At 64.2% G+C, this 25,151-nt stretch carries 24 protein-coding genes; 16 read left to right on the top strand and 8 right to left on the bottom strand.

Annotated features, from left to right (window positions below):
* Positions 1 to 234: helix-turn-helix domain-containing protein (locus H145_RS23795; RefSeq protein WP_019946075.1), on the bottom strand; the 234-nt coding region annotated here is incomplete at its 3' end.
* Between the two features lie 75 nt (positions 235 to 309).
* On the opposite strand from H145_RS23795, the gene H145_RS24275 reads away from it, so the two are divergent.
* The 5 genes from H145_RS24275 to H145_RS0116150 all read left to right on the top strand — a co-directional run bounded on the left by H145_RS24275 (position 310) and on the right by H145_RS0116150 (position 4,970).
* Positions 310 to 489: a hypothetical protein gene (locus tag H145_RS24275; RefSeq protein WP_157541688.1), complete on the top strand. Its 180-nt coding sequence runs from the start codon at positions 310 to 312 to the stop codon at positions 487 to 489.
* 82 nt (positions 490 to 571) lie between these two features.
* Positions 572 to 814 carry a hypothetical protein gene (locus tag H145_RS21725; protein WP_240471713.1) on the top strand — a complete coding sequence of 81 codons (243 nt, stop codon included), beginning with the start codon at positions 572 to 574 and terminating at the stop codon, positions 812 to 814.
* Between the two features lie 156 nt (positions 815 to 970).
* On the top strand, positions 971 to 2,146 hold the full coding sequence (locus H145_RS0116160; protein ID WP_019949200.1) for a hypothetical protein: 1,176 nt from the start codon (positions 971 to 973) through the stop codon (positions 2,144 to 2,146).
* Between the two features lie 135 nt (positions 2,147 to 2,281).
* A complete protein-coding gene (gene poxB, locus H145_RS0116155) occupies positions 2,282 to 3,994 on the top strand; it encodes a ubiquinone-dependent pyruvate dehydrogenase (protein WP_205619325.1) in 1,713 nt (570 codons plus the stop codon).
* 118 nt (positions 3,995 to 4,112) lie between these two features.
* Entirely contained in the window at positions 4,113 to 4,970 is an 858-nt protein-coding gene (locus H145_RS0116150) for a transglutaminase-like domain-containing protein (RefSeq protein ID WP_019949198.1), read from the top strand.
* A 133-nt stretch (positions 4,971 to 5,103) separates the two neighbouring features.
* On the opposite strand, the gene H145_RS0116145 is transcribed toward H145_RS0116150, so the two are convergent.
* Positions 5,104 to 5,703 (bottom strand): redoxin domain-containing protein, encoded by a 600-nt coding sequence (locus H145_RS0116145; RefSeq protein WP_019949197.1) that lies wholly within the window; start codon positions 5,701 to 5,703, stop codon positions 5,104 to 5,106.
* A gap of 46 nt (positions 5,704 to 5,749) precedes the next feature.
* Positions 5,750 to 6,403, bottom strand: coding sequence for a 4'-phosphopantetheinyl transferase superfamily protein (locus tag H145_RS0116140; protein ID WP_019949196.1), 654 nt, complete (start codon positions 6,401 to 6,403; stop codon positions 5,750 to 5,752).
* Between the two features lie 192 nt (positions 6,404 to 6,595).
* Between H145_RS0116140 and H145_RS0116135 the strand changes: the two genes are divergently transcribed.
* From H145_RS0116135 to H145_RS0116110, 6 genes are all read left to right on the top strand, one after another.
* The gene (locus H145_RS0116135) at positions 6,596 to 7,513 is read left to right on the top strand and encodes a WD40 repeat domain-containing protein (protein WP_019949195.1); all 918 of its coding nucleotides are present in this window, start codon (positions 6,596 to 6,598) and stop codon (positions 7,511 to 7,513) included.
* A 162-nt stretch (positions 7,514 to 7,675) separates the two neighbouring features.
* Entirely contained in the window at positions 7,676 to 8,773 is a 1,098-nt protein-coding gene (locus tag H145_RS22990) for a DivIVA domain-containing protein (RefSeq protein ID WP_051103017.1), read from the top strand.
* 203 nt (positions 8,774 to 8,976) lie between these two features.
* Entirely contained in the window at positions 8,977 to 9,333 is a 357-nt protein-coding gene (gene folB, locus H145_RS0116125; protein ID WP_019949192.1) for a dihydroneopterin aldolase, read from the top strand.
* 192 nt (positions 9,334 to 9,525) lie between these two features.
* Positions 9,526 to 9,945 carry a BlaI/MecI/CopY family transcriptional regulator gene (locus H145_RS0116120; RefSeq protein ID WP_019949191.1) on the top strand — a complete coding sequence of 140 codons (420 nt, stop codon included), beginning with the start codon at positions 9,526 to 9,528 and terminating at the stop codon, positions 9,943 to 9,945.
* The gene (locus H145_RS22985; RefSeq protein WP_019949190.1) at positions 9,942 to 12,560 is read left to right on the top strand and encodes a M56 family metallopeptidase; all 2,619 of its coding nucleotides are present in this window, start codon (positions 9,942 to 9,944) and stop codon (positions 12,558 to 12,560) included. Before H145_RS0116120 ends, H145_RS22985 begins: the two co-directional genes overlap by 4 nt.
* Positions 12,561 to 12,747: 187 nt before the next feature.
* Positions 12,748 to 15,348 carry a DUF5916 domain-containing protein gene (locus H145_RS0116110; RefSeq protein WP_019949189.1) on the top strand — a complete coding sequence of 867 codons (2,601 nt, stop codon included), beginning with the start codon at positions 12,748 to 12,750 and terminating at the stop codon, positions 15,346 to 15,348.
* 26 nt (positions 15,349 to 15,374) lie between these two features.
* Here the strand turns inward: H145_RS0116110 and meaB are convergent, their stop codons facing one another.
* Positions 15,375 to 16,352 (bottom strand): methylmalonyl Co-A mutase-associated GTPase MeaB, encoded by a 978-nt coding sequence (gene meaB / locus H145_RS0116105; RefSeq protein WP_019949188.1) that lies wholly within the window; start codon positions 16,350 to 16,352, stop codon positions 15,375 to 15,377.
* 154 nt (positions 16,353 to 16,506) lie between these two features.
* Between meaB and H145_RS0116100 the strand changes: the two genes are divergently transcribed.
* Positions 16,507 to 17,904, top strand: coding sequence for a DUF5723 family protein (locus H145_RS0116100; protein ID WP_019949187.1), 1,398 nt, complete (start codon positions 16,507 to 16,509; stop codon positions 17,902 to 17,904).
* A gap of 140 nt (positions 17,905 to 18,044) precedes the next feature.
* Here the strand turns inward: H145_RS0116100 and H145_RS0116095 are convergent, their stop codons facing one another.
* Together H145_RS0116095 and H145_RS21705 are read right to left on the bottom strand one after the other, a co-directional pair.
* Positions 18,045 to 19,157 (bottom strand): TolB family protein, encoded by a 1,113-nt coding sequence (locus H145_RS0116095; RefSeq protein WP_019949186.1) that lies wholly within the window; start codon positions 19,155 to 19,157, stop codon positions 18,045 to 18,047.
* A 206-nt stretch (positions 19,158 to 19,363) separates the two neighbouring features.
* Positions 19,364 to 19,933: an NUDIX hydrolase gene (locus tag H145_RS21705; RefSeq protein ID WP_019949185.1), complete on the bottom strand. Its 570-nt coding sequence runs from the start codon at positions 19,931 to 19,933 to the stop codon at positions 19,364 to 19,366.
* Positions 19,934 to 20,025: 92 nt separating this feature from the next.
* On the opposite strand from H145_RS21705, the gene H145_RS0116085 reads away from it, so the two are divergent.
* The 4 genes from H145_RS0116085 (at position 20,026) to H145_RS0116070 (ending at position 23,360) form a co-directional block, all read left to right on the top strand.
* Complete coding sequence (locus tag H145_RS0116085) at positions 20,026 to 20,457, top strand: DUF4174 domain-containing protein (RefSeq protein WP_033426357.1); 432 nt, start codon at positions 20,026 to 20,028, stop codon at positions 20,455 to 20,457.
* A gap of 207 nt (positions 20,458 to 20,664) precedes the next feature.
* Entirely contained in the window at positions 20,665 to 21,327 is a 663-nt protein-coding gene (locus H145_RS0116080) for a DUF2461 domain-containing protein (RefSeq protein WP_019949183.1), read from the top strand.
* A 171-nt stretch (positions 21,328 to 21,498) separates the two neighbouring features.
* Positions 21,499 to 22,650, top strand: coding sequence for an NAD(P)/FAD-dependent oxidoreductase (locus H145_RS21700; RefSeq protein ID WP_019949182.1), 1,152 nt, complete (start codon positions 21,499 to 21,501; stop codon positions 22,648 to 22,650).
* Positions 22,651 to 22,874: 224 nt separating this feature from the next.
* Entirely contained in the window at positions 22,875 to 23,360 is a 486-nt protein-coding gene (locus H145_RS0116070; protein WP_019949181.1) for an ankyrin repeat domain-containing protein, read from the top strand.
* A 325-nt stretch (positions 23,361 to 23,685) separates the two neighbouring features.
* On the opposite strand, the gene H145_RS0116065 is transcribed toward H145_RS0116070, so the two are convergent.
* Together H145_RS0116065 and H145_RS0116060 are read right to left on the bottom strand one after the other, a co-directional pair.
* The gene (locus tag H145_RS0116065) at positions 23,686 to 24,354 is read right to left on the bottom strand and encodes a hypothetical protein (protein WP_019949180.1); all 669 of its coding nucleotides are present in this window, start codon (positions 24,352 to 24,354) and stop codon (positions 23,686 to 23,688) included.
* Between the two features lie 363 nt (positions 24,355 to 24,717).
* A complete protein-coding gene (locus H145_RS0116060) occupies positions 24,718 to 25,149 on the bottom strand; it encodes a hypothetical protein (protein ID WP_019949179.1) in 432 nt (143 codons plus the stop codon).
* Between the last annotated feature and the right edge of the window lie 2 nt (positions 25,150 to 25,151).

Below are 25,151 nucleotides of genomic sequence, written 5' to 3'. Positions count from 1 at the left end.
GTGCTGGCCCACGTAGGCCACGAGCCAGGCCTGGTCGTCGGCCGAGAGTAGGCGCGCAGGCCCCCCGCTAGCGGGTTTAGGAGCCAGCGAGCCGGTTTCCCGCTCACGTCGTAACAGGTCGCGCACGAACGAGCGGCTCACGCCGAAGCGTTGGGCGACCTGCGTCTGGCGAGCTTTCGGTTCGCGGCAGGCGGCGGCCACCCGGGTGCGTAAATCAAGCGAGTAAGGTTGCATAATAGGGCATACGGCTAGATACCCAGAAAGGCCTAACCGTTCACGAATCCGCTATATACAATGCGGGTTCATTGCATGAGAGAGCAGAAAGAAGCAAATGCCAAATTAAAAGAAATGAAGCCAGATGATATCCCTGAACTAATATTTAAGGGTATAATCAGAAAAGCTTCTCATGAATGGCCTGATGACTATATAATGCAAGTTCATTCTAGAGATGAGCAGATGAATGCTTACAGAGAATTGCAGAAAATGTAAGGCTTCTTGGCGGGCTGCAAAGGGGCGGGCAAAACCACGGCCGCTTATGCGCTGCTGCCGAACCTGCTGGGTTGCCGGGTGTTTGTATGAAATTATAAAAGCAGTATTCACTATGGCGCGCTCTTATCGGCATACCCCAATTCTGGCGGTAACAAGCGCAGAATCAGAAAAGCAAGACAAGCAGCAGGCAAACAGGCTGCTGCGCCGTAAAGTGAAGCAAGGCAAACTGTATCTAACGTTGCGGGATGTTAGCAATGTCTGGTCCTTTAGCAAAGACGGCAAGGTGTTCCAGCATTTCGCTGCCGCCAGAGCGATGAGAAAATAACAGTACACCCGCGGCCCGCCAGCGCCACCCGGCGCGGTGGGCCGCGGGCGTTTGGGGCTGAAAATCCTGACTGGGCGAGAAGCCGCTACCGGGTAGCAACTCGGAAACAAGGATTCGCCGTAATTTGGCCAGTACATTCCAACCCCTTCCCCGCTCATGGCCAAGAAAAAACCTGCCGCTGCGCCCGCCCTCGTCCATATTCCTACCGCGGGCAAGGGCACCGATGCCCTTTCCAAGGAGCAGAAGGCCTTTAACCGGCTCACCAAGCGCATCGGTAAACTCGAAGCGGAGGTGAGCGAGTTCCGCACCGCGGCCGATGCGCTGCGCCAGCGGGTGCAGAACGAGTACCGGCCCCTGCAAACCCAGCACCACGACCAGCGGGCCGCCCTGGTGCGGACCCTGGGCCACGCCTACGAGCACCAGAAGCTCACCAAAACTGAGCGCAAGAAGATTGTAGACCTGGTAGTGGATAAGTGCGCCGACCTGCTCCGGCGCGGCTACGCCGACCTGGAACCCATCTTCGAGATGCTCGACCCGGCGCCCACGGCCGAAGAGGCCGCCGCGCTGGCCGCCGAAGAAGCCGACCTCGACGCCCAAACAGCCGAGATGATGAAGCAGATCCTCAGCCAGCAGCTCGGCATCGAGTTCGAGGAGGACGCCGACGTGAGCACGCCCGAAAAAATGCAGGCTTACGTCGACCGCATAATGGCCGCCCGGCAGCAGGAAGACGAGCAGGCCGAGGCGGAAGCCCAGGAGCGCCGGGCCCGGCGCAAGAAGAGCCCCAAGCAGCAGGCCGCCGCCGACAAGAAGAAGGCCGAGGAGCAGAACATCACCCAGGCCGTGCGCACCCTGTATATGGACCTGGTGAAGCACCTGCACCCCGACCGGGAGCCCGACGAAGCCGAGAAGGTTCGCAAAACCGAGCTGCTCAAGCGCGTCACGACTGCCTACAAGGCCAACGAGCTGCTCACGCTGCTGCGCCTGCAGCTGGAACTCAACCGCATCGACCAGCAGCACCTCGAAAACCTGGCCGAAGACCAGCTGCGCTACTTCAACAAGCTGCTGCGCGAGCAGGCCCGCGAGCTGGACCAGCAGCTGTTTGAGGAGCAGATGCAGCTGCAGAATTTCACCGGCAAGCCCTACTACTACACCAGCAGCCCGGCCGCCATGGAGTTGGATTTTCTGCAGATGAAGGCTAATCTGGAAAAGAAAATCCGGCAGCTCGAAGCCGAGGTAACCGCCTTCGGCCACGACCCTCAGGCCCTCAAAGCCTTTCTGAAAGACTACAAGATTCCCAAAGCCGGCCCGGGTCCCCGGTTCATTCAGTTCTAGGAACAGGCCGGGGCGAAATGCTCAGCTGCCCGTTCTGCTTCAGTCCCCGATTCTGACCTGCCCCATATCCTGCCCCGCCGCCGGCCCGTAGTGGTAGATGAACCTTTAGGCAGCACGACGATGGGCAAGAAATCAGTGGCAGAAATTTTGGTGGATACGTTGCAGGCGGCCGGCGTGCAGCGCGTGTACGGCGTGGTGGGCGACTCGCTCAACGGCATCACCGACGTTATCCGGCAGCGCGAGGGGATTGAGTGGGTGCACATGCGCCACGAGGAAGTGGGCGCCTTCGCGGCCGGCGCCGAGGCCCACCTGACGGGCAATCTGGTGGTGTGCGCCGGCTCCTGCGGGCCGGGCAACACCCACCTCATCAACGGCCTCTACGACTGCCACCGCAGCCGCGTGCCGGTGCTGGCCATTGCCTCCCAGATTCCGAGCTTCGAGCTCGGCACCCAGTATTTCCAGGAAACCCACCCCGAGCGGCTGTTTCAGGAGTGCAGCCACTACTGCCAGCTCATCGGCAGCGCCAACCAGGCCGTGCGCACCATCGAAATTGCCATCCAGACGGCCCTTACCAGGCGCGGCGTGGCCGTGATTGTGCTGCCCGGCGACGTGAGCTACGAGGAAATTGAGGCCCCCGCGCCCCGGCTGCCGGTGTTGCACCGCCGCAGCGCCCTGGTGCCCGACATGGCCGACATCCGGGCCGCCGCCGACCTGCTCAACACCGCCGACCGGGTAACGATTATGGCCGGCGCGGGCTGCGCCGAAGCCCACGCCGAGCTGCTGCAGGCCGCCGAGGCCCTGGGCGCGCCGGTCGTGCACGCGCTGCGCGGCAAGGAGTTCGTGGAGCCCAACAACCCCTACGACGTGGGTATGAGCGGGCTGCTGGGCTTCACCTCGGGCTACAAGGCCCTCATGGACACCGACGCGCTGCTCATGCTCGGCACCGACTTTCCCTACCAGCAGTTTCTGCCCCAGGAGGCCCGCACGGTGCAGGTCGATGTGCGGGGCGAGAACATCGGCCGCCGCACCCGCGTGGAAGTGGGCCTGGTGGGCGATGTGGCCGCCACGCTGCGCGAGCTGCTGCCGCTGCTCAACCACAAGCGCGACCGGAAGCACCTCACCCAGGCCCAGGAAAACTACCGCGAGGCCCGCCAGGACCTCGACGAGCTGGCCACCGGCGCGGCCGGCGACACCAGCATGCACCCCCAGTACGTGGCCCGCCTGCTAAATGAGCAGGCCGCCGACGACGCCATTTTCACCTGCGACGTGGGTACGCCCACTATCTGGGCCGCCCGCTACCTGCGCATGAACGGGCAGCGCCGGCTACTGGGCTCCTTCAACCACGGCAGCATGGCCAACGCCGTGCCCCAGGCCATCGGGGCCCAGCTCACCTACCCCGGCCGGCAGGTAGTAGCAATGGCCGGCGACGGGGGCTTTGCCATGCTGCTGGGCGAATTACTGACGCTCAAGCAGCTCAACGTGCCGGTGAAAGTGGTCATTTTCAACAACCACAGCCTCGGTTTCGTGGAGCTGGAAATGAAAGCCGCTGGCCTGCTCGAATTCGGCACCGAACTGGAAAACCCCAATTTCGGTAGCCTGGCCGAAGCCGCCGGTATTCGGGGCATCCGCGTAACCGCCCCGGCCGAGCTGCCCGGCGCACTGGCCGAAATGCTTGCCCATCCCGGACCAGTCATTCTCGATGCCGTGGTGAAACGCTCGGAACTGTCGATGCCGCCCACCATCGAGGCTGCTCAGGTCAAGGGCTTCAGCCTTTACGCCCTCAAAGCCATCATGAGCGGCCGGGGCGACGAAATCCTGGAACTGGCCAAGACGAACCTGTTGCGGTAATCCTTTTCCACCCGAACAAACTGCCCCGGCGAAGGTGTTATCTACCGGCAACCTGCGCCGCAAAACCGCGTCAGTTTAGTTTATTCGCCCTCCTTTCGCTACCGCCCGCCGCTTATCCATGACCAACCGCGAAATTAAAGCCCTTATTTCTCTGCTCGACGACCCGGAAGTTGCCCCCCAGGTGGAAGGCAAAATCCAGACGCTGGGCGAAACCATTATTCCGTTTCTGGAGGAAAGCTGGGAGGAAAGCCTCGACCCGCGCCAGCAGCAGCGCCTCGAAGACCTGATTCACCACTTGCAGTTCGAGGGCCTGCAGCAACGCTTCCGCGTCTGGCGCGAAACGGGGGCCGAGAACCTGTTGGAGGGCATGTGGCTGCTTAATTCCTATCAGTATCCCGACGCCGATTTCCAGAGCCTGAACCGGGCCATCGAGCAGCTGCGGTTCGAAGTCTGGACGCTGTTGCAGCCCGACATGCACCCCGCCGACCAGGTGCAGACGCTCAACCACGTGCTGTTTCGCACCCATAAGTTTGCCGCCAACACCCAGAACTTCCACTCGCCGGCCAACTCCATGCTGCACCGGGTGCTGGAAACCAAGCGCGGCAACCCGCTCTCGCTCTGCGTGATTTACCTGCTGGTGGCCCAGCGCCTCAAAATGCCGGTTTTCGGCGTGAACCTGCCCAACCTGTTCGTGCTCACCTACCAGCTCGACCCGCCCCTGGAGCCCTTCTACATCAACTGCTACAACCGCGGCCTGGTGCTCTCGCGCACCGATATCGAGCACTACGTGCAGCAGCTCAACCTCACGCCCAACGACATCTTCTTCGAGCCCTGCACCCACCTCGACATCGTGCGCCGGGCCCTGCGCAACCTGGAGCTCAGCTTCGAAAAGCTGCAGGAACCCGCCAAAGCTGCCGAAGTCGGCCAGCTACTGGCTATTTTAACGGATGAGATGCAGGGTGACGGAGAGGAATAAAAAAGCACGTCATTCAGAGCGAAGCGAAGAATCTCACGTGCCACAGTAATCCTGTTGTCAGGAGTTAGCATGGCACGCGAGATTCTTCGCTTCGCTCTGAATGACGTTCTCTTCCTTGTAGCTTAATAAAAAATTAAAACCGCTTGATAAGGCAGCCGGCGGCGCGCTTGTCGGTTACGCCGGCGGGGCGGCCGGCCAGCAGGTTGTCGAGCACCTGGGCCACATACTTCTCCTTCACGTAGTTTTCTACCTGCGGATTGTCGTCGATGGCGCCTTTGTAGCGCACGGCAAAACCGCCCCCGGCGGGCTGGAGCACGATTACTTCGGGCGTTTTGGTGGCGCCGAGCAGCGTGCTGACGGCCTGGCCTTCGTCGGTGAGCAGCGTGAGGGCGCTGCCGCTGGCCTTCACTTTCACCTTTTCGTTGGCTTCAACGGCCGCCTCCACGTTGATGGGCGTGTCGATGAACAGGAACTGCACGCCCTTACCGGTGTAATCGGCGTTGAGGGCAGCTAGGCGGTTCTGGTAAAGCGTGGAGAAAGGGCAGCTCTGGTTGACAAACACCACGACCACAGCCTTGCTGCCCGCATAGTTTTTCAGGCTGACTTCCGTATTGTTCTGCTTGAGGCTGAAGTCGGCTACCGAACGGCTGCCCTGGGCGCGGGCCGAGCCAACGGCAAAGATGCCGAACAGCAGAGCGGCGGCGGCAAACAGGGAAATACGGCGGAAAGACATAGGGGAGGGGTGAGTTGGTGACTCGCTGAATAAGCAATGCGCTCATTCAGCTTTCATCTACGCAATACGTGAGAACGTAATCGGGAGCGGGCTGAAAATAATGAATCTGGTGTTGGCGGCGGGAGTTTTCGAGCAGCAGGTGTCCCGTCAATACACCGGCCTCCCGTCGCTCAAACGGATTGAGCAGCAACTGCTCTTTGAACACCAGCCCCCGGCGACTATGCAGCTTGTAAAGCGTTTCCTTGGCACTCCAATAAAGGCAGTGCTTGGTAGCATCGTTGCCGGCGTCGGCCTGCTCGGTTTCCGCTAGAAACCGCCGGGCCAGCCGTTGGGCTTTTGGTCGGATGAGTTCAATATCTGTGCCAACGGCCCCGGCGCCCCGCGCTACCACCGCCGCCACCCACTCGCCCGAGTGGGATAACGATACGCCGAAAGCCGGCAGCCCGGCAAAGTAGGGCCGGCCGTTGGCGTCGTTTTCGAGCGGGGTGGGCATGTCGGTCAGCTCGCGAAGCAGCTGCTGGGCCAGCACCCGGGCGGCCAGCCACTGCCGGGCCCGCAGCTCGTCGCGGCCATCAGGAAAGCGGGCCAGGTAGTGCGCCGAAGCCGGTAGCTGCGCCCAGAGCGTATCGGCCGGCTCCGTAAGCTGCCACAGCCCGAGCAGCGCTGTGGCGGAAACCGGAGAGAGCGAGTGCAGTGGCATTTGCGGTGGTTTGGTGACGTGGTGATTTGGCGACGGGACAAAGATACTGTCATCCTGAGCGGAGCGAAGGACCTTATGACGGGAGCACGATGTAACAACGGTTAGTGCTACGGTAAGAAGGCCCTTCGCTCCGCTCAGGATGACAGTATCTTTGTCCCGTCACCAAATCACCACGTCACCAAACCACCGCAAATGCGCCCCACCGTTCAGAAACTCGCCGCCCTCACCGGCCACCGCGACTGCGTGTACGCCCTCACCGGCACGGTAGGGGAGGACGTAATCCACTCTTCGGGGGCTGATGGGCTGGTAGTGGCCTGGAACGCGGCCGCGCCCGAGCAGGATGGCGAGCTGGTGGCCAAGGTGGAGAATTCGGTGTATGCGCTGTGCCGGCTGCCCGAGCGCGATTTGCTGGTGCTGGGCCACAATTTCCAGGGAATACAGGTAATTGATCTGGCCAGCAAAGAACTGGCTTTCGCCACCGCGCTACCGCCCGTGGCCATCTTCGATATCTGCTACTCCGAGGCCCGGCAGCGGCTGTACGTGGCTCTGGCCGACGGCACGCTGGCCGTGCTGCGCACCACCGATTTCCGGCTCGAAACCCTGCACCGCCTCTCCGACAAAAGCCTGCGCTGCCTTAGCCTGCACGAAAGCCGCAACGAGCTGGCCGTGGGCGGCTCCGACTGGCAGCTGCGCATTCTCGACGCTGATTCGCTGGCCACTAAGTACACAATTGCCGAGGCCACCAACTCCGTGTTCACCTGTGCCTACTCGCCCGACGGCACCCAGTTGCTGGCTGCGGGCCGCGACGCCCACCTGCGCACCTACGACGTGGCCGCCGGCTACGCGCCGCTGCGCACCGTAGTGGCCCACATGTTCACCATCAACCACCTCCTCTTTTCGCCCGATGCCCGCCTGCTGGCCACCTGCAGCATGGACAAAAGCATCAAGCTCTGGGACGCCGTCACCGGGCAGCTGCTGCGCGTCGTCGATAAGGCCCGCCACGCCGGCCACGGTACCTCCGTGAACAAGTTATTTTGGCCGGGCACCCAGAATAGGCTAGTTTCGTGTAGCGACGACCGTAGTCTGGCGGTCTGGCAGGTGGGTTTTTAGGGGGAAGTCAGGAGTTAGAAGCTAGGAGCTAGAATCAGTAGCCCAACCGCTTGAAATCGGCGTCAGTCAAGAGGCTTCCGATTTGCTTCCTGACTCTTTACCTACCCAACTCATGTGCTCGCCCGCTTCTATCTCCTAGCTTCAAACTCCTAGCTCCTCAGAATGAAAATCACCGCCCTCGATATCCGGCAGCAAACCTTTGGAAAAGCCCTGCGCGGCCTTGATAAGGACGAAGTGCAGGCCTTTTTACAGACCGTTTCGCAGCAGTGGGAGCGGATGGGCGACGAAAACCGGGAGTTGCGCCTCAAGCTGGAACACGCCACCCAGGACGTGAGCAAGATGCGCGAGGTGGAAACCAGCCTCTACCGCACCCTCAAAACGGCCGAAGACACCGGCAAGAGCATCACCGAGCAGGCCCAGCGCGACGCCGAGCTGCGCATCCGCGAAGCCCAGCTGCAGGCCGAAGAACTGCTGGCCGCTGCCCGCCAAAAGTCGCGCGCTGTGGTGGAAGACGCCTACCAGCAGGCCGAGCGCACCGTGGCCGATATGAAAAAGGAAGCCAACGCCCTGGGCCAGGAGTGCCAGCGCCTCGAAAACCTGCTCGACGGCCTCACGCGCGACCTGCACCACCTAGCCTCCGATGCGCTGGACAAAGTGGAAAAAGCCCGCGCCCGGCCCAAATCCGGCGCGGCGGCCATCCTTTCGCGGGCTGCCAGCGTAAAGGTGAACCGGCCGCCCGCGGCCGATGAACCTTCCACTTCTGACGCCCCCACTGCCATGCACGTTTCCACTGCCGCTACCGCTTCGGCGGCCGCCATTGCCGCCCCGGCCGCAGCCCGCTTCGAGTCGGGCGCTGCTGCTGCGCCGGCCGAAAGCCGCGCCGCCCAGCCCGCCACTACCGGCTACAACCCCAAGCCCGGCCAGCAGCCCGACCCCAGCCAGGAGCCCGAGCGGCCCAGCCTTCCGGCCAACCCCGACCAGCAGCCCGGCCCCGAAATTGACCGCCCCGGTGCGCCGGCCGAAAACCCCGGCATCTCGCCCGCGCCCCACATCGACCCGCCCGGCCCCATGCGCGTGCCCGACCCGGCCCCGCCGCGCGTTGAGCCCCCGGCGCCCGATATTCGGCCCGTTGGCCCCAGCCACCCCGAAATCCAGCAGCCGGCACCCTCCATCCACCCCGGCCAGCCAGGCATGGCTGCTGCCGCCCCGGTAGCTGCCCCGGCGGCACTCGGCGAACGGTCGTTCTTCGACGACATTTAATCACAGATGTTGCAGATTAAATTGATTGCACTGATTTATGCTGTTGATTTAGGCTGCTTGTGAACAGTGAAGCCTGCCTTTCGGGGCGGGCTTCAGCGTTTTTAGGGTCAGATGACAAACTGGGGCGCCTTGCTTTGCCTCAATTGCTGAATAGTGCGCCCGAACGTCAAACTCACCATCTCACTATTTCACCACCTCACCTTATGGGCCAGATTGCACTTGAAGGCATGGAGTTTTTTGCCTTCCACGGATACTATGATGAGGAGCAGAAAATCGGCAATAAGTACGGCATCGACCTGTTCATCGACACCGACCTGCACGCGGCCGGCGCCTCCGACCAACTGCGCGAAACCGTGAACTACGAGGTGCTCTACCGGGTGGTGGCCGAGGAAATGCAGGCGCCCGCCCGCCTGCTCGAACACCTCGGCCACCGCGTACTCGATCGGGTGTTGGCCGAATTTCCCTACGTGAACGGCGTGCGCGTCAGCGTCTCGAAGTTCAACCCCCCGCTGGGCGGCATTTGCCACCGCGCCCGCATTACGCTGGAGCGGCGGCGGTAATAAGGCCTCCCTTCTAAACTCATTCGCCCAAAAAGCCGCTGGCCGGCCGTGCTTTCGCTGCTGCGGAACCGGCCGGCCAGCGGCTTTTTCGGGTTATTACGAATTAATTCGTACTATATATTTGGATATACGATGAGTTTCGTATATGTTTGAAGTACGAATAATGTCGTACCTTTTATTAGTTGATTTCCAATGGCTAAAAAGATGATACCCAAGCCCACCGAATCGGAGCTGGAGATTTTGCAGGTGCTCTGGCAGCACGGCCCCAGCACGGTGCGCTTCGTGAACGACGAGCTGAGCCAGCGCCGCGAGGTGGGCTACACTACCACCCTCAAACTGCTGCAGCTGATGCTGGAGAAAGTGCTGGTACTGCGCGACGACGACGCCCGTACCCATGTGTACCGGGCAGCGGTGCGCGAGGAAGAAACCCAGGGCCTGCTGCTCGACAAATTCGTGGATTCGGCCTTTGGGGGCTCGGCCATGAAGCTGGTGATGCAGGCGCTGGGCAACCGCCGCACCTCGCGCGAGGAGCTGGCCCAGATTCGGCGCCTGCTCAACGACATCGAAATTCAGAACGATACCAACTCACCCGCTAACGACCCTGCGCAATGAACTGGTCTGCCCAACTCGAACAACTGCTGCCCCCGGCCCTGGTGCGGGCCCTGGGCTGGACGCTGCTGCATTCGCTGTGGCAGGGGGCGGTAGTAGCGCTGGCGCTGGCCGGCCTGCTGCTGCTGCTGCGCCGCCATTCGGCCCAGGTGCGCTACCGCACGGCCGCCGCCGCGCTGCTCCTGCTGCTGCTGCTGGGCGGCCTCACATTCGGCCGCTACTACTATCAGGCGCCTGCTGCTGCTACTGCGGCCGCTGCTTCGATTCAGCAAACTGCAGCCGGCGCGGCTGCGGCAACTGTTGCGGTGGTGTCAGCGCCGGCGGCCAGTCCGGCTTCCGTTGATAAGGTGGCACCGACCGGCTGGCAGACTTCGTGGCAGCAGTATTTCGATGCCAATCTGCCGCTGCTGGTAACCGTGTGGCTGATGGGCCTGCTGGTGATGGTGCTGCGTCTGCTGGGCAGCCTGGCCTACGTGCAGCGCCTGCGCCGCTACCGGGTGCAGCCGCTGGCCGCCGAGTGGCAGCAGCGGCTGGCCGCGCTGGCCGACCGCGCCGGCCTGAAGCAGCGCGTGGAACTGCTCGAATCGGCGCTGGTGAAGGTGCCGGTGGTGGTGGGGCACCTGCGGCCGGTGGTGCTGCTGCCGCTGGGCGCCGTTACGGGCCTGGGCACGGCCTATCTCGAAGCCATCCTGGCCCACGAGCTGGCCCACGTGCAGCGCCGCGACTACCTCATCAACCTGCTGCAGGCGGTGGCCGAAACCGTGCTGTTTTACCATCCGGGCGTGTGGTTTATGTCGGCCTGCCTGCGCACCGAGCGCGAAAACTGCTGCGACGACGTGGCGACGACGCTGGTGGGCGGCAACCCGCTCACGGTGGCCCGCGCCCTGGCCGCGCTGGCTGAGCTGACAGCCGCTCCTGCGCCGGCCGGGGCCCAATTGGCGCTGTCGGCGCTGGGGCCCGATGGCTCGGTGCTGGGCCGCATCCGGCGGCTGGTGCAGGGCCGGCAGCGGCCCACGTTTGCCGAAGGATTTATGGCCGCCTGCGTGGTGCTGGTGGGCGTGGTGGTGCTGAGCACGGCCGTGGCGCTGGCCCGGCCCGCGGCTACCTCGCTGGCCGACGCGCTGGCCCGCCCGGCCGCCGCCCGGCTGCCCCGCGCCGCTGCTCCGGTTGCGGCGCCGTCCGCGGCCGCTGTTCCCGCTACGGCCACTGCAACGGTGGCCAGTGCCGAAACCGCTGCCCGGGAGCCGTTGCGCATCCTGAGCGTGTCGGCTGATGGGCAGGCGCAGGCCCGCCTCGGCAGCACCAGCGTTAGCTTCGACACGACGCGCAACCCGCAGTTGATGCGCTGGTCGCGGGCCGGCCGCCGTGGTGGCGAGGCTGGCACCGTCATCATCAAGCGCGACAAGAAAGGGCGCCTCACGGAGCTGCTGGTGGATGGCCAGCCGATTGACATTGCCCCGGCCCGCAAAAAAGGCGACCAGGTAGACATCGTGCTGCTCGACCGCCGCCCCGCCCGGGTGGCCGCAACCGATGCGCAGCAGCGCATGGAAGCGTTGGCGCTGCGCATGAACCGGGCAGCCCTGAGCGGCACCGCGCAAAGCGCCGCCGATGCGCAGGAACTCTCGGCGCTGGCGCTGGCCGAGGCCAATAAGGCGCTGAGTGAAACTGATTTCGACGGTATAACCCGCGACGCGCTCAGCCAGGTTGATTTCGAGGGAATTACCCGCGACGCTTTCAGCCAAGCCGAAAAGGAACTGCAGGCCGCTGCTAAAAGAGCCCGCACCGACGAGGAGCGGGAAGCGCTACAGGAGCAGCTGGAAGCGTTGCGCGAACGGCGGCAGGACCAACTGGAGGAGCTGCGCGACCGACAGCAGCAAACCCGCCAGAACGCCGCCCAACAGCGCCGCGACCTAGAACAACACCGCCGCGACATGGAGCAGCAGATGCGCGACCGGCAGCAAGCCTTCCGCGACGCCGACCAGGCCCGCCGCGACGCTGATCAGGCGAAACGCGACACGGAGCAGGCAAAACGCGATGCTGAGCAGGCTAAGCGGGATGAGGCGACCAACGCCCTGCTGCGGGAGCTGCGCAAAGACAACATCATCCAGAACACCAACAACCTGCAATTCAGCCTTTCGGCCAGCGGGCTGACGGTGAATGGCAAAAAGCAGCCCGCCGCCGTGCACCAGAAATATCTGCGGCTGGTAGAGCAGCTGCAGGGCCGCCCGCTGCGGGGCAATTACAACCTCAACTACCAAACCTCGGGGCCCATAACGACGACCAGCACGACCGGCGCCGGCTCGGTACGCGGCCTGCCAGCGCCGCCCGCCCCGCCCGCCCCGCCGGCACCCCGCGCTCCGGCCGCGCCTCAGGCCCTGCCGGCCCCACCACCGCCGCCCATGCTCACGACCGATGAAATCCGGGCCGAACTGCGCCGCGATGGGCTGATTGGCGCCTCCGACAAGGGGTTTCAGTTTCAGCTCAACAACCAAACCATGACGGTGAATGGCCAGCGGCAGCCCGCCGCGGTGGCCGAAAAGTACCGCCGCCTGCTGGGCGTAGAGCCCGCCATGGCCGGCAAAAGCAGCCGCAACATTCAGATTTCCGTGAGTGAATAAGAGCGTAAATCCGCGCCGGCCGCCGCTGCAACGGCGGCCGGTTTTTATTCGGAAATTTTCGGCGCCAACAGGCAACGGTTGAGGTGGCGCCGGCATCTATGGCGGCAAGCCGCGGCCCTTTGGGCCGGCCGCGGCGTGGCGCTTGTTGGCTGGATGGTCTGATTTCTTACTTTCTCAATAGTTCTGCGTGAAACCTTATAGCGCCCTGCTGGGGCTGTTGTTATTGCTATGGCTGGCCGGACCGGCACATGCCCAGAAGTCGGCGGCGGCCGGCGCCAGAACTACCGCGGCCGACAGTGCCGCCCTGCCCGCCCCGAAGCGGCAGTTTCAGGCCACGCGCATCACCGAAAGCATTAAAATAGACGGCGACCTGGACGAAGCCGCCTGGCGGACCGCGCCGGTGGCATCCAACTTCACCGAAAACCGCCCTACGCCCGGCCGGCGCGAAAAGCACGCCACCGAAGTGCGCCTGCTCTACGATGATGCCGCCCTGTATATCGGGGCCGTGATGCACGACGTGAGCCCCGATTCCATCCTGCGCGAGCTAACCCAGCGCGACGATTTGGGCAACACCGACTACTTCGGCGTGTTCCTCGACACCTACCACGACAAGCTCAACGGCTACGGCTTTTTCATCACGCCCGGCGGCGTGCAGCTTGATGCCCGCTACTCGCCGGCCGGCGGCGAGGATTTCAACTGGAATGCCGTGTGGATGAGCCAGACCAAGCTGCAGGGCAACGACTGGGTGGCCGAAATCCGGATTCCGTACTCGGCCATCCGCTTCAGCGACGCGGCCGAGCAGGTGTGGGGCCTCAACTTCGCGCGGCAGCGCCAGAGCACCCGCCAGCAGTTTTTCTGGAACGAGGTGAAGCCCCAGGTGGATGGCCTCGTGAACCAGTTCGGCGAGCTGCGCGGCCTGCGCGACATCAAGCCGCCGCTGCGCCTGTCGCTCACGCCCTACGTGTCGGCCTATTTCAACCACTACCCCTACAACGAGCAGGGCACGCGCAACGCCAGCACCAGCCTCAACGGCGGGGCCGACGTGAAGTGGGGCATCAACGAAAGCTTCACGCTTGATGCCACGCTGGTGCCCGATTTCGGGCAGGTGCAGAGCGACAACCAGGTGCTCAACCTCTCGCCCTTCGAGGTGCAATACAACGAAAATCGGGCGTTTTTCACCGAGGGCACCGAGCTGTTTAATAAGGGCGGGCTGTTTTACTCGCGCCGGGTGGGCGGCCAGCCGCTGGGGTTTTATGAGGTAGACGGGCAGCTGCGCGGCCGCACCACCGGCCCCGATGGGCAAATCCGGGAGGGCGAATACGTGGTGAGCAACCCCGGCATTACGCGGCTGCTGAACGCCACCAAAATATCGGGCCGCACCAAAAGCGGGCTGGGCCTGGGCCTGTTCAATGCCCTGAGCAACGACGTGTACGCCACCGTGCAGGACAGCACCACCGGCCAGCGGCGCGAGGTGCTCACGCAGCCGTTTTCCAACTACAACATTTTCGTGCTCGACCAGAGCCTGAAGAACAACTCCTACGTCTCGCTCATCAACACCAACGTCACGCGCAAGGGCAGCACCTACGACGCCAACGTCACCGGCGGCCTGTTCCGCTTCGCCAATAAGGCCAACACCTACGCCCTCAAGGGCCAGGCCAACTACTCGCGCCGCCGGGGCCAGGTGTTTGGCTCGACGGAGCAGATCAACAACCGCGACGGGTACAAATACGACCTGAGGCTGGCCAAAATCAGCGGCAACTGGAACTGGAGCCTGGAGCACGGCATCGAGTCGGACACCTACGACCCGAATGATTTGGGCATTCTGTTCTCCAACAATTCCATCAGTCAGGAGGCATCGGTCAGCTACAACAAATACGAGCCGTTCTGGAAGGTAAACAACCTGCGCACCAACATTGGCCTCTATCAGACCCTGCTCTATAAGCCGACGCGCCGCCAGGATGTGGGCTTCTACTCGGGCTTCAACACCACCTTCACCAAAAATTTCTTCTCGCTGGGAGGCAACCTGGATGGTAGCCTGGTTCAGCACGACTACTTTGAGCCCCGCCGCGAGCCGTTGGGGGAGTACTACGTGCGCGTTCCGGCCAACATTGGGGTGAATGGCTACGGCAGTTCCGATTACCGTAAAAAGCTGGCCTACGACGTAAGTCTGGCCGGTCGGTGGTTCGCCGCCGACGGGCTTCGCACCGGGCGCGACGGGTACGACGTCAACATCAGCCCGCGCTACCGGGCCAACAACCAGCTCACCTTCCGCTACAGCTTCGACTGGTCGCTGCGCCGCAACGAAATCGGCTACGCTGGCGGCCTCAATAAGGGAGAGCCCCAAGACCAGCCGTTCTTCCACAACGACGTGGCCGACGTTATTCTGGGTCGCCGCCGCCGCATCACCACCACCAACACGCTGTCGGCGAACTACACGTTCACCAACCGCATGTCGTTTACCATCCGCACCCGGCACTACGTGAGCGTGGCCCGCTACCGCGACTTTTCGCGCCTGAACCCGGGCGGCGAGGAGCAGGCCGTGGCCTACCAGCGTAACCGCGACAACAGCTTCAATGCCTTCAATGTGGATGCCGTGTTTTCGTGGTGGTTCGCGCCCGGCTCGCAGATAACGGTGGTCTGGAAAAACGCTAATTCCAGCTACCTGGCCGGCGACGAAACGCTGCCGCAGTACTTCACCAACTTCAACAACACGCTCAACACGCCCCACAACAACTCGGTGTCCGTCAAGGTGCTCTACTACCTCGACTACCTGACGCTACGCCCGTAAAAGCGGGGATAAGGGGAGAACCAGCCTTACAGCCCCAGCAGCTCCCCGGCCGCCCCAAAGGCTGATTTACGGCCCTCGCGCACGGCCTGCTCGATGGCGGCCAGTTGCTCGCGCACGGCGGGGCGTTGGTAGAACTGGGTTTCCAGGCTTTGGCGGATGGTTTCGTGCAGCCAATGCAGGTTCTGCTCCTGGCGGCGCTGCTGGAAATAGCCGCTTTCCTGCGTTTGCTGCACGTAGCGCATGATAATTTCCCACACCGTGGGCACGCCCTGGCCGGTAAGCGCCGAGCTGACGGTTACCTCGGGAACCCAGCCGCTGGGCGAGAGCGGGTACAGGTGCAGCGCGTTCTGGTACTCGCGGCGGGCCCGGCGGGCGGCCAGCTCGTTGCCCTGGTCGGCCTTGGTGATGGAGATGGCGTCGGCCATTTCCATGATGCCCTTCTTGATGCCCTGCAGCTCGTCGCCGGCCCCGGCCAGCATCAGCAGCAAAAAGAAATCGACCATGCCGTGCACGGCGGTTTCGCTCTGGCCCACGCCTACGGTTTCCACAAAAATCACGTCGTGGCCGGCCGCTTCGCACAGCAGCAGCGCCTCGCGGGTGCTGCGCGTAACGCCGCCCAGGCTGCGGCCGGCCGGCGAGGGGCGGATGAAGGCCTGCGGATGGGCCGCCAGCTCGTTCATGCGGGTTTTGTCGCCCAGAATGCTGCCGCCGCTGCGCTGGCTGGTGGGGTCGACGGCGAGTATCGCCAGCCGATGGCCCTGCTCGCGCACCAGGTGCAGGCCCAGCGCTTCGATAAACGTGCTTTTGCCCACGCCCGGCACGCCCGTAATGCCCACCCGCACCGAGCGGCCGGCGTGGGGCAGCACCGCATCGAGCACCTGCTGAGCCAGCGCCTGGTCGGAAGGCAAGGTGCTTTCCACCAGGGTAATAGCCTGGCTGAGCCGCACGCGGTTGCCGGCCAGAATTCCCTCACTGTATTCGGAAGCAGAAAAGCGTTTGGGCACGGGGAAAGCAGGGTAGAGCGTTATCTTTGGAGCGGGTGGGAGAATAGTCAAACCAGAAAACAGCTGTCATCCTTCATCTGGCGTCCGCTCCGCTCAGGATGACAGGGCCTTCCCATCTCCCCGCAAGCTACTTCTCCCGCTTCAATTATCGCCCATGAACCGCTTTTCACTCCTGACTGCCGCCGGCCTGCTGGCGCTGCCCGCGGCCGGGTGGGCCCAGAACGAGCTAAGCAACTTTACAGCCACCGGCCGGGGCGGCGTGGCCACCACATTCGCCTCCGATTTTCAGGCCATCGGCATCAACCCGGCCAACCTGGGCCGGCGGGGTGGGGCGCTGGTGGCGTTTACCGTGGGCGAGGCGGGGGCCGGGGTCAGCTCGCAGGCGCTCACGCGCCAGCAGCTGCGCAAGTTCGTGTTCGACACCAACGAGGCCCTCACGCCGGCGCAAAAGCAGGAGTTTGCCCGCGCTTTTACTTCTGATAACGTCGCTAACTTCAGCGCCGACGCCACTACGCTGGGGCTGTCGGTGCAGCTGCCGGTGATTGGGGGCGTGGCCGTGAGCCACCGGCTGCGCACCGCCGGACACGTGGGCCTGAATCAGAACGCGGCCGAAATTGCGTTTCTGGGTCGTGAGGCGCCTATTTACCAGGCCACGGCGGCCGGCAACGTGCCGCTGGTGTCGGAGGTGCTGGCCGGCACCAACCTGCAGCTGACGGCCCTGAGCGAGTTCAATGTGGCCTGGGGCACGCGGGTGCTCGATTTGCCGTTGCTGCAACTTTCGGCCGGCGCTGGCTACCGCTACATCCAGGGCGTGGGCATTATCGATATCCGGGTTGAGCCGGGCGATTTGCGGGCCTACAGCTCCCTCTCGCCGCTGTTCGACGTCAACTACGGCAGCGTAACCACCAACCCCAGCTTCAACCTGAAAACCGGCGCCGGCCTCAGGCCCGTGGGCCAGGGCCACGGCTTCGATGTAGGGCTGGCCGCCGAAGTAGGCAAGGCGGTCCGGCTGGGTTTGGCCGTTACTGATTTGGGCCAGATGACCTGGACCGGCAACCTGCTCACGGCCACCGACCAGAAACTCAAGAAGCTGAAATCGGAGGGCATCGGGAGCTACAACTTCATCAAGGAAGCCGCCGAAATCTTCGCCACCGGCACCGACAGCCTGTTCGAGTACCAGGCCGGTCAGGAGCGCCGCGCCAACCTGCCCACCAAGCTGCGGGCCGGCGCCGGCGTGCGCCTGAGCGAGTACTTCGAAGCCGGCCTCGACGTTACGCTGCCTCTCAACGACGTGGCCGGCAACCTCACCGCGCCTTTCGTGGGGGCGGGCCTCGACTTCAAGCCCACCCGCTGGCTGCGCCTGAGCAGCGGCCTGAGTGGCGGCGCCGGCTACGGTCGCCTGAGTGTGCCGCTGGGCCTCACCATCAGCACCTCGTTCTACGAAGCCGGCGTCAGCACCCGCGACGTGGTGGGGCTGGTGGCTTCCGAAAACCCTTACCTCTCGGCCGCCGCCGGGTTCCTGCGGTTTCGACTGGGTGGTAAGAGCGAGTGAGCTGGTGAAATAACAACGTCATTCAGAGCGCAGCGAAGAATCTCGCGTGCAATGCTAACCCTGACGTCAGGATTTATCATTGCACGCGAGATTCTTCGCTGCGCTCTGAATGACGTTCTGGAGTTCAACACCGAACCGCCTTATTTCGGCTCCGTGATGAAGTTCGGCAGGCCCAATTTGCCGCGGCGGCCACCGAGTTTGAGGCCATCGTCCACGTAAGTAGCCTCGGCGGCGTTGGGATTTTTGATGACGCCCAGGAAGGGGTTGTCTTCGCGCGAGACGTAAATGTTGCCGTCGGGGGCGCGCTGCAGGGAGCCCACTTTGCGGTTGGCCGACTTGCCGATAACCGCGGCCTGGCCGGTTTTTAGGTCAATCTGGTAAATTTGGGCCTGGCCGCCGCCTTCGCCGTTGCTCGAGCCGTAGAGCTTGGAGCCATCTGGCGAAAACTCGACGCCGTAGGCCTCGGGGTAGGGGCCGTAGGAGCGCGGATTGCGCACCTGGCCGGTGCTGCGGTCGAAGTCGAACACCTCGTACTTATTGGCCTCGTGCCACAGAGCCAGGGCCAGCTTGGTGCCGTTGGGCGAGAATTTCATGGCCCCGATGGCGTTGCGGCCGGGGCCGGCGTGCATGCTGCCCACGTTGCTCATCACGGGCCGGCCCGCCACGCCGTCGGGCGTTACGAGGTAGCTCACGAAGGCGTTGGAGTTCCAGCGGTGGGCCACCACCCACACGTCGCGGCCGTTTTGGTGGCGCACGGCGGCCAGCTTCTCGGCCACCGGCGCCACGAGCAGGGCGTTGAGGCGCACCAGGTCGCCGAGGCCGTTGTCACGGGTCATGTCGAGGGTGGAATAGCGCAGGCCGTTGGGGCCACCCTGGGCGCTGGTGGTGAAGATGTAAAAGATGTTGCCGCTGCCGGGGTCGGGCACAATCAGGGCGCTTTGGGTGCTGGAGCCCGAGCCCATCAGCTTGCGGCCGTTGGGCATGATTTGGTGCTGGCGGTTGAACACGTTCTCGCCGTTGGTGTAGAATAGCAGCTGGCCCTGCTTATTGGTGGCCACCGCCGAGCCTTCGTAAGTGGCCATTTTGCTGGTCAGCAGCGGCGTGGGCGTCCCACCATCGGCCGGAAACTGCAGGCCCGCCTGCTGCCCGAACAGCCAGATGGACTGCTCGCGTTGGGCCAGGGCCGCGCCGGGCAGCAGCAGGGACAGAAGCAGCGGCAGCAGCGCGAATCGGAAAGAAGCAGAAGTTTTCATACGCAGGTTAAACGGAATATCATGCCAAATTGGGGTGAGGAGGTGATGGAGTAACAGGCGTGTCATTCAGAGCGAAGCGAAGAATCTCGCGTGCAATGGTAAATCCTGTCGTCGGAAATTACTTTGGCACGCGAGATTCTTCGCTCCGCTCAGAATGACACGCCTGTTACTCTATCACCTCCTCACTTCCTCACCCCATCACCTCCTCACAGCCCCCACTCGCCGGCCAGCAGGCGCGGCAGCAGCGGCTGCAGAATGCGGTAGCTGGCGCCCCACAGCGGGTAGCGGCCCGCCGGACCAACCCGGTAGAAGGGCACCCGCCGCGGCCCCGGCCAGCCAGATTGCTCCCAGATTTCCTCCGTGTGCGTGGCCGGATCGGCGAGGTGGCGCAACGGAATTTCCAGCACCTCGTCCACCTCCGAAACCTGCCGCTGCCAGGCCGCCGGCCGCACGATGCGGCCCAGAAACGGGCTGATGCGGAAGCCCGAGGGCACCGGCACGGTGGGCAGCGTCGCCAGCAACTGCACGCTGGCGGGCGGCAAACCAATTTCCTCGAAGGCCTCGCGCCGGGCCGTGGCCCACAAATCGGCGCCGTCTTGGGGTTCGGGCTTGCCACCGGGGAAAGCCAGCTGCCCGCCGTGCACGCCAAAGGCCGTGCGCCGCACCATCACCACCTGCAGCTCGCCGGCCGCGTCGCGGAAGACCGGCACGAGTACGGCCGCAGCGCGCAGGTTGGATGGAATGGGAAAGTCGTGGATGGACAGCAGCTCGGGCATGGCGCAAGGTACGGCCGGGGCCCGGAAGCAGTTCGCGCCGCCGGCCGCAGCGGGCCTGGGCACCCCGGCGGCCGGGTTTGCGTTAGCGACGTATGCTGTTCCGATTTCTACTGTTGCTAAACCTGCTCATGTTGCCGCCGGCCCTCCCCGCATCCGCCCAGTCCGCCCCCAGCCTCGAAGCCACGTTGAAAGCCGCCCGCTGGCGGCAGCGGGTGCTGCTGGTGTGCGCCCCCACCGCCGCCGATGCGCAACTGCGGCGGCAACGCGCGCTGCTAACCGCCGCCCGCTCCGGCCTCACCGAGCGCGACCTGCTGGTACGGGAGCTACTACTGCCCGACTTATCGGCTGCCGACCGCCAGTACCTGCAGCGGCTGGGGGCAGGTTCCGCTGCATTTCAGGTGCTGCTCATCGGCAAAGATGGCGGCGTAAAGCGGCGCGACACTGCGCCCGTAAAGCCCGAAACCCTGTTCGGCACCATCGACCAGATGCCCATGCGCCGGCAGGAGATGAAGGGGGAGAAATAAGATGTGAGAGGTGAGAAGAGAGCGGCTCTGTCATCCTGTTTAGGGAGGGACCTTAGTACTTAGTACGCTTGCACAAGCTGTCATTATACTTACCACGATTATCTGAGCATAACAGGACCCTTCTTTCGTCAGGATGACAGCCGGTTCCGTTTGCCACTACTCACTACTCACTACTCACTACTCACTACTCACTACTCACTACCCTAAATGAACCAAGCTGCGCTCTTTGACTTCCTCACTGACCTCGCCCTGCACAACGACCGGGAGTGGTTTCAGGCCCGCAAGCCCACCTACGACCAGCTGCGGAGTGAGTTTGAGGCGCTGGTGGGGCAGATTCTGGCAGCGCTGGCTGCCGAGGAGCCGGCGCTGGCCACGCTGGAGGCCAAGAAGTGCATCTTCCGCATTTACCGCGACGTGCGGTTCTCCAAGCGCAAAGACCCATACAAAACCCATTTTAGCGCCTACTTTGCGGCCGGGGGCAAGCAGAGCGCCGGGCCCGGTTACTACTTCCAGCTCGGCCCCAACGGCCAGACGCTGATAGCGGGCGGCATCTACCAGCCCGAGAAGGAGCAGCTGGCCCGCATCCGCCAGGAAATCGACTACAACGGCCCGGCCCTGCACCGCATCCTGGCGGCCCCCGCCTTCCAAAAGCTCTACGCCGGCCTCGACGGCGAGCAGCTCAAGCGCCCGCCCGCCGGCTACCCCGCCGACCATCCCGACCTGGCCCTGCTCCGCCACAAAAGCTTCGTCGTGTCGCACCCCGTGCCCGATGCGGAGGCCCGCCGCCTCAATCTGGCCGAGTACGTACCCGCCGCCTTTTGCACCATGCGCCCGTTCACTGAGTTTTTGCGGGAAGCGGTGGAGGGGTAAGTTTGGGGTGGAGTAAGAACATCTGTCATCCTGAGCGGAGCGAAGGACCTTACCACGCCAGAACGAATACAGCAACGATTCGTGCTTCCGTAAGAAGGTCCTTCGCTGCGCTCAGGATGACAGTATATTTACCCCATTCCTCCTCACCTCCATCACCTCCTCACCCCAAAAATGCCCTACGATTACGATGTGCTGATAGTGGGGGCGGGGCCGGCGGGCGCGGCCTGCGCGCTGGGGCTGGCCGGCAGCGGGCTGCGGGTGGGGCTGCTCGATAAGGCCCAGTTCCCGCGCGACAAGGTGTGCGGCGACGCCATTCCGAGTCCCGCCCTCAAGGCCCTCACGCGCCTCAACCCGGCCTGGGCCGCCGAGCTGCGCGACCTCACGGCCGGCCACCGCACCGATATGCGCACCAGCCGCCTCGTGTCGCCGGCCGGCACCGGCGTGAGCGTGCACTGGCAGGCGCCGGCCTTCAACTCGCCGCGGCTGCAGTTTGATGACGCCCTGCTCACGCTCGTGCGCCGCCATACGGCCACCGCCATCCGCGAGAACAGCTCCGTGAAGTCCGCCGCGGCCGATGCGCACGGCGCCAGCGTACAACTCGCCGACGGCACCCGGCTCACGGCCCGGCTGCTCGTCGGCTGCGACGGGGCGCACTCGGCCGTGGCCCGCGCCCTGGCCCCGTTTCCGCTCGACCGCACCCGGCACTGCGCCGCCGTGCGGGCCTACTTTGAGGACGTGCAGGACGTGCCCGCCACTACCAGCGACTTTCTGTTTCTGGGCCGCTACCGGGCCGGCTACTGCTGGGTGTTTCCGGTGGGCGCGGGCCGCTTCAATGTGGGCTTTGGGATGCTGTCGTCGGATGTGGCCCGCCAGAAACTCGACCTGAAACAAGTGCTCCAGGAGCTGCTCGAAACCCACCCGCACCTGGTGCCCCGCTTCGCCCAGGCCCGCCAGCTGACGCCCATTCAGGGTTTCGGGCTGCCGCTGGGCGGCTCGGGGCGGCCCCTCACCGGCCCCCGCGCCCTGCTCTGCGGCGACGCGGCCGCCCTTATCGACCCGCTGCAGGGCCACGGCATCGACACGGCCGTTATCAGCGGGTTGCTGGCCGCCGAACACGCCGCCCGCTGCTGCGCCGCCGACACCTTCGGCCCCGCTGATTTGGCGCCCTACGCCGCCGCCGTGCAGCGCCGCCTGGGCCGCGAGCTGGCCCGCCGCTACCGCCTCATGCGCCTGCTGGCCCGCGCACCCTGGCTGGTCGAGGGCGCCTTCCGCGCCGCCCAGTGGCCCCCGCTGCGCCGGTTGCTGGTGCGGGCGATGGGGTAATTTTGGGTAAGTGAGGGGAGGAGGATAGAGGGCAATGGGGTGTGATGTTTGGGAGGCGCTGTCATCCTGAGCGGAGCGAAGGACCTTATCCAGTCAAAACGAGTTGTTGCTACAGCCGTACTTGCAGGATAAGGTCCTTCGCTCCGCTCAGGATGACAGTATCTTTAACTACTCACCCCCATCACCCCCTTACTTCATCACCCTCCTCACCCCATCACCCAAAAATGGATTTCACTTCCTCCCGCCCCGAAGACCTGCTGTTTCAGGCCGCCCGCCAGGGCGACACGGCCACCATTAGCCAGCTGCTGACTGACGGCGTTGATGTAAACGCCCGCGACGGGCGCGGCTTCACGGCCCTCATCCTGGCCGCCTACGACAACCACCTGGAAGCCACCCGCACCCTGCTCGAAGCCGGCGCCGACCCCAACGTGCACGATGCCAGCGGCAACACCGCCCTGATGGGCGTGGCCTTCAAGGGCTACCCCAATGTGGCCCAGCTGCTCATCGAGCACGGCGCCGACCTCAACGCCCGCAACGGCAATGAGGGCACGGCCCTCATGTTCGCCACCCTCTTCGGTCGCCACAACATGCTGCCCATCCTGCTGCAGGCCGGCGCCGATGCCACCCTGCGCGACGTGCGCGGCCTCTCGGCCCGCGACCTGGCCCTGCAGCAAGGCAACGACCACGCCCTGACCGTGCTGCCCGAGTAAGGCCAGCAGATCAGACGCCCAAGCCGTTTTTCAGCCCCAGCGGGGCGACATATCGGTAGCAGACACCGGGTGATAAAGTGCCAGAGCCCCAGCGGGGCGACACAATCGGCTCAACGATTGGTGTCGCCCCGCTGGGGCTTTCAGCAACAGATTGCTAATCAGGCTACCGATATGTCGCCCCGCTGGGGCTCTGGCACTTTATCACCCGGTATCCGCTACCGATATGTCGCCCCGCTGGGGCTAAAAAGCGGCCTGGGCATACGCGCTATCGGCTTTTGTGTAGCTCCTTCGCTTTGCTCAGGATGACAGGGCAGGGGGCAACCGCTCAGCTGCTGGCCGAATCGGCGAGGCGGTAGAGACGCTGCTTCACGGCATCGGAGGCAAACACGATTTTGGCGGCCCGGCTTACCTGCTGGCCGAAGGCGTAGGCCGCATTCTGGCGGCGCACGTACTCGTCGGAGCCCTCGGTGTTGGTGCCTTTGCGGATTTCCTGGTCGGTATCGGCCCGTTCGAGGTCCTGGGTTACCTGGGCCAGGGCGGCCAGCTTATCGGGCCCGAAGCCGTGGGGAGCCAGCTCGGCCTGGTCGCGGGTGGCGCTGGCGAGGGCGGCGCTCAGCAGCGCCCGCATCTTGTCGTGCTTCTGGCGGGCGCCGGGGTACTGGGCCTTGCCATACTGGTCGAGGCGGCCGGCATTGTTGGGGAAAGCCTGCTCGACGTAGTAAAATAGCTGCTGCACCTGGGTGCGGGCGTGGTCCATGAGCGTTTCCACCGTCTGGGTGTCCTCCCTGAGGTCGCCGCGCAGCGTGGTGCCCGAGGTGGCCTGGTCGGCCGCATCGAGCGCCGCGGCCCACTGCGTGCCGAAGGCAGCGGTAAGGGCGGGGTTGAAGGCGGTGAAGGCGGCCAAATCGTTGAGGTAATGGCCGTGCATCGTGCGCATGCGCTGCCGCATCTCGCTGTCGGGTTGGTCGTACTGCCGTTCGGTGGGCTTCTTCATAGAAGGAGGAAATAGAAAGTGGGAAGAACTACTGGCTCAACAGTACTAAAAAGCTGACTAAGAAGCAATACGCCGGCCAGTATCGCTGCCGCAAGCGACCTTCCGGAAGGCGTGAATACCTTGCCGGACGCCGTGAACGACCTTCCGGAAGGCGTGCCCGGCTCGCCGGAAGCCGGGAATGCTTGGCCGAACACCGGGAACAACCTTCCGGAAGCCGGGATCGACTTCCCGGCGAGCGTGAATGACCTGCCGACGGGCGTGAACCATCTTCCGGGAGGCGTGAACGACCTTCCGGGAGGCGGGAGCAGCCATCCGATGGGCACAAACGAAACCGGCCCACCAAAAGGCGGGCCGGCAGCTGATTCAGGCAATCGTGGCGGCATCCAGCGCCGCCCGGCCCGCCACGGGCGCGGGCAGCCGGGTGCGGCGCAGCAGTTGCACCAGCGCCGGGGGCAGTGCAGCCACCGTGAGCGGCACCGCCGGCCGGGCCACCAGCCGGTAATGCGCATCGGTGGGGGTGTGCAGGTCGGTTTTGGCGAACGAGAATAGCCCGCGCCGGGCGTAGCGAGCCGCGCCCGAGGCTTCGGCGGCGTTGGTCCCCTGCGCCAGTTGCGCCGCCCCGGTTTCCGGCCGCGTCAGGAAATGCTGGTGCAGCGCCAGCAAATCGGCCTGCGAAGCCGCCACCGACTCCGGCAATACCCCGCCGCCCGACGCTATGTGCAGGATATGGCCCTCGGGGTCGGTGGCGAACCAGTCAATGTCAGCGTCGATTTGGTCGTGGTCGGGGATGGGCATGA

Origin of the sequence: Hymenobacter aerophilus DSM 13606, assembly GCF_000382225.1 — a bacterium.
Classification (GTDB): domain Bacteria; phylum Bacteroidota; class Bacteroidia; order Cytophagales; family Hymenobacteraceae; genus Hymenobacter; species Hymenobacter aerophilus.
This window is presented reverse-complemented; position numbering and strand designations above follow the sequence as displayed.

What these genes read in the sequence shown, in the direction of transcription:
- H145_RS24275 (WP_157541688.1), top strand. Translation starts at nt 310, where the DNA reads ATGAGAGAGCAGAAAGAAGCAAATGCCAAATTAAAAGAAATGAAGCCA.
- H145_RS0116160 (WP_019949200.1), top strand. Translation starts at nt 971, where the DNA reads ATGGCCAAGAAAAAACCTGCCGCTGCGCCCGCCCTCGTCCATATTCCT.
- H145_RS0116150 (WP_019949198.1), top strand. Translation starts at nt 4,113, where the DNA reads ATGACCAACCGCGAAATTAAAGCCCTTATTTCTCTGCTCGACGACCCG.
- H145_RS0116145 (WP_019949197.1), bottom strand. Translation starts at nt 5,703, where the DNA reads ATGTCTTTCCGCCGTATTTCCCTGTTTGCCGCCGCCGCTCTGCTGTTC.
- H145_RS0116140 (WP_019949196.1), bottom strand. Translation starts at nt 6,403, where the DNA reads ATGCCACTGCACTCGCTCTCTCCGGTTTCCGCCACAGCGCTGCTCGGG.
- H145_RS0116135 (WP_019949195.1), top strand. Translation starts at nt 6,596, where the DNA reads ATGCGCCCCACCGTTCAGAAACTCGCCGCCCTCACCGGCCACCGCGAC.
- H145_RS22990 (WP_051103017.1), top strand. Translation starts at nt 7,676, where the DNA reads ATGAAAATCACCGCCCTCGATATCCGGCAGCAAACCTTTGGAAAAGCC.
- folB (WP_019949192.1), top strand. Translation starts at nt 8,977, where the DNA reads ATGGGCCAGATTGCACTTGAAGGCATGGAGTTTTTTGCCTTCCACGGA.
- H145_RS0116120 (WP_019949191.1), top strand. Translation starts at nt 9,526, where the DNA reads ATGGCTAAAAAGATGATACCCAAGCCCACCGAATCGGAGCTGGAGATT.
- H145_RS22985 (WP_019949190.1), top strand. Translation starts at nt 9,942, where the DNA reads ATGAACTGGTCTGCCCAACTCGAACAACTGCTGCCCCCGGCCCTGGTG.
- H145_RS0116100 (WP_019949187.1), top strand. Translation starts at nt 16,507, where the DNA reads ATGAACCGCTTTTCACTCCTGACTGCCGCCGGCCTGCTGGCGCTGCCC.
- H145_RS0116095 (WP_019949186.1), bottom strand. Translation starts at nt 19,157, where the DNA reads ATGAAAACTTCTGCTTCTTTCCGATTCGCGCTGCTGCCGCTGCTTCTG.
- H145_RS21705 (WP_019949185.1), bottom strand. Translation starts at nt 19,933, where the DNA reads ATGCCCGAGCTGCTGTCCATCCACGACTTTCCCATTCCATCCAACCTG.
- H145_RS0116085 (WP_033426357.1), top strand. Translation starts at nt 20,026, where the DNA reads ATGCTGTTCCGATTTCTACTGTTGCTAAACCTGCTCATGTTGCCGCCG.
- H145_RS0116080 (WP_019949183.1), top strand. Translation starts at nt 20,665, where the DNA reads ATGAACCAAGCTGCGCTCTTTGACTTCCTCACTGACCTCGCCCTGCAC.
- H145_RS21700 (WP_019949182.1), top strand. Translation starts at nt 21,499, where the DNA reads ATGCCCTACGATTACGATGTGCTGATAGTGGGGGCGGGGCCGGCGGGC.
- H145_RS0116070 (WP_019949181.1), top strand. Translation starts at nt 22,875, where the DNA reads ATGGATTTCACTTCCTCCCGCCCCGAAGACCTGCTGTTTCAGGCCGCC.
- H145_RS0116065 (WP_019949180.1), bottom strand. Translation starts at nt 24,354, where the DNA reads ATGAAGAAGCCCACCGAACGGCAGTACGACCAACCCGACAGCGAGATG.
- H145_RS0116060 (WP_019949179.1), bottom strand. Translation starts at nt 25,149, where the DNA reads ATGCCCATCCCCGACCACGACCAAATCGACGCTGACATTGACTGGTTC.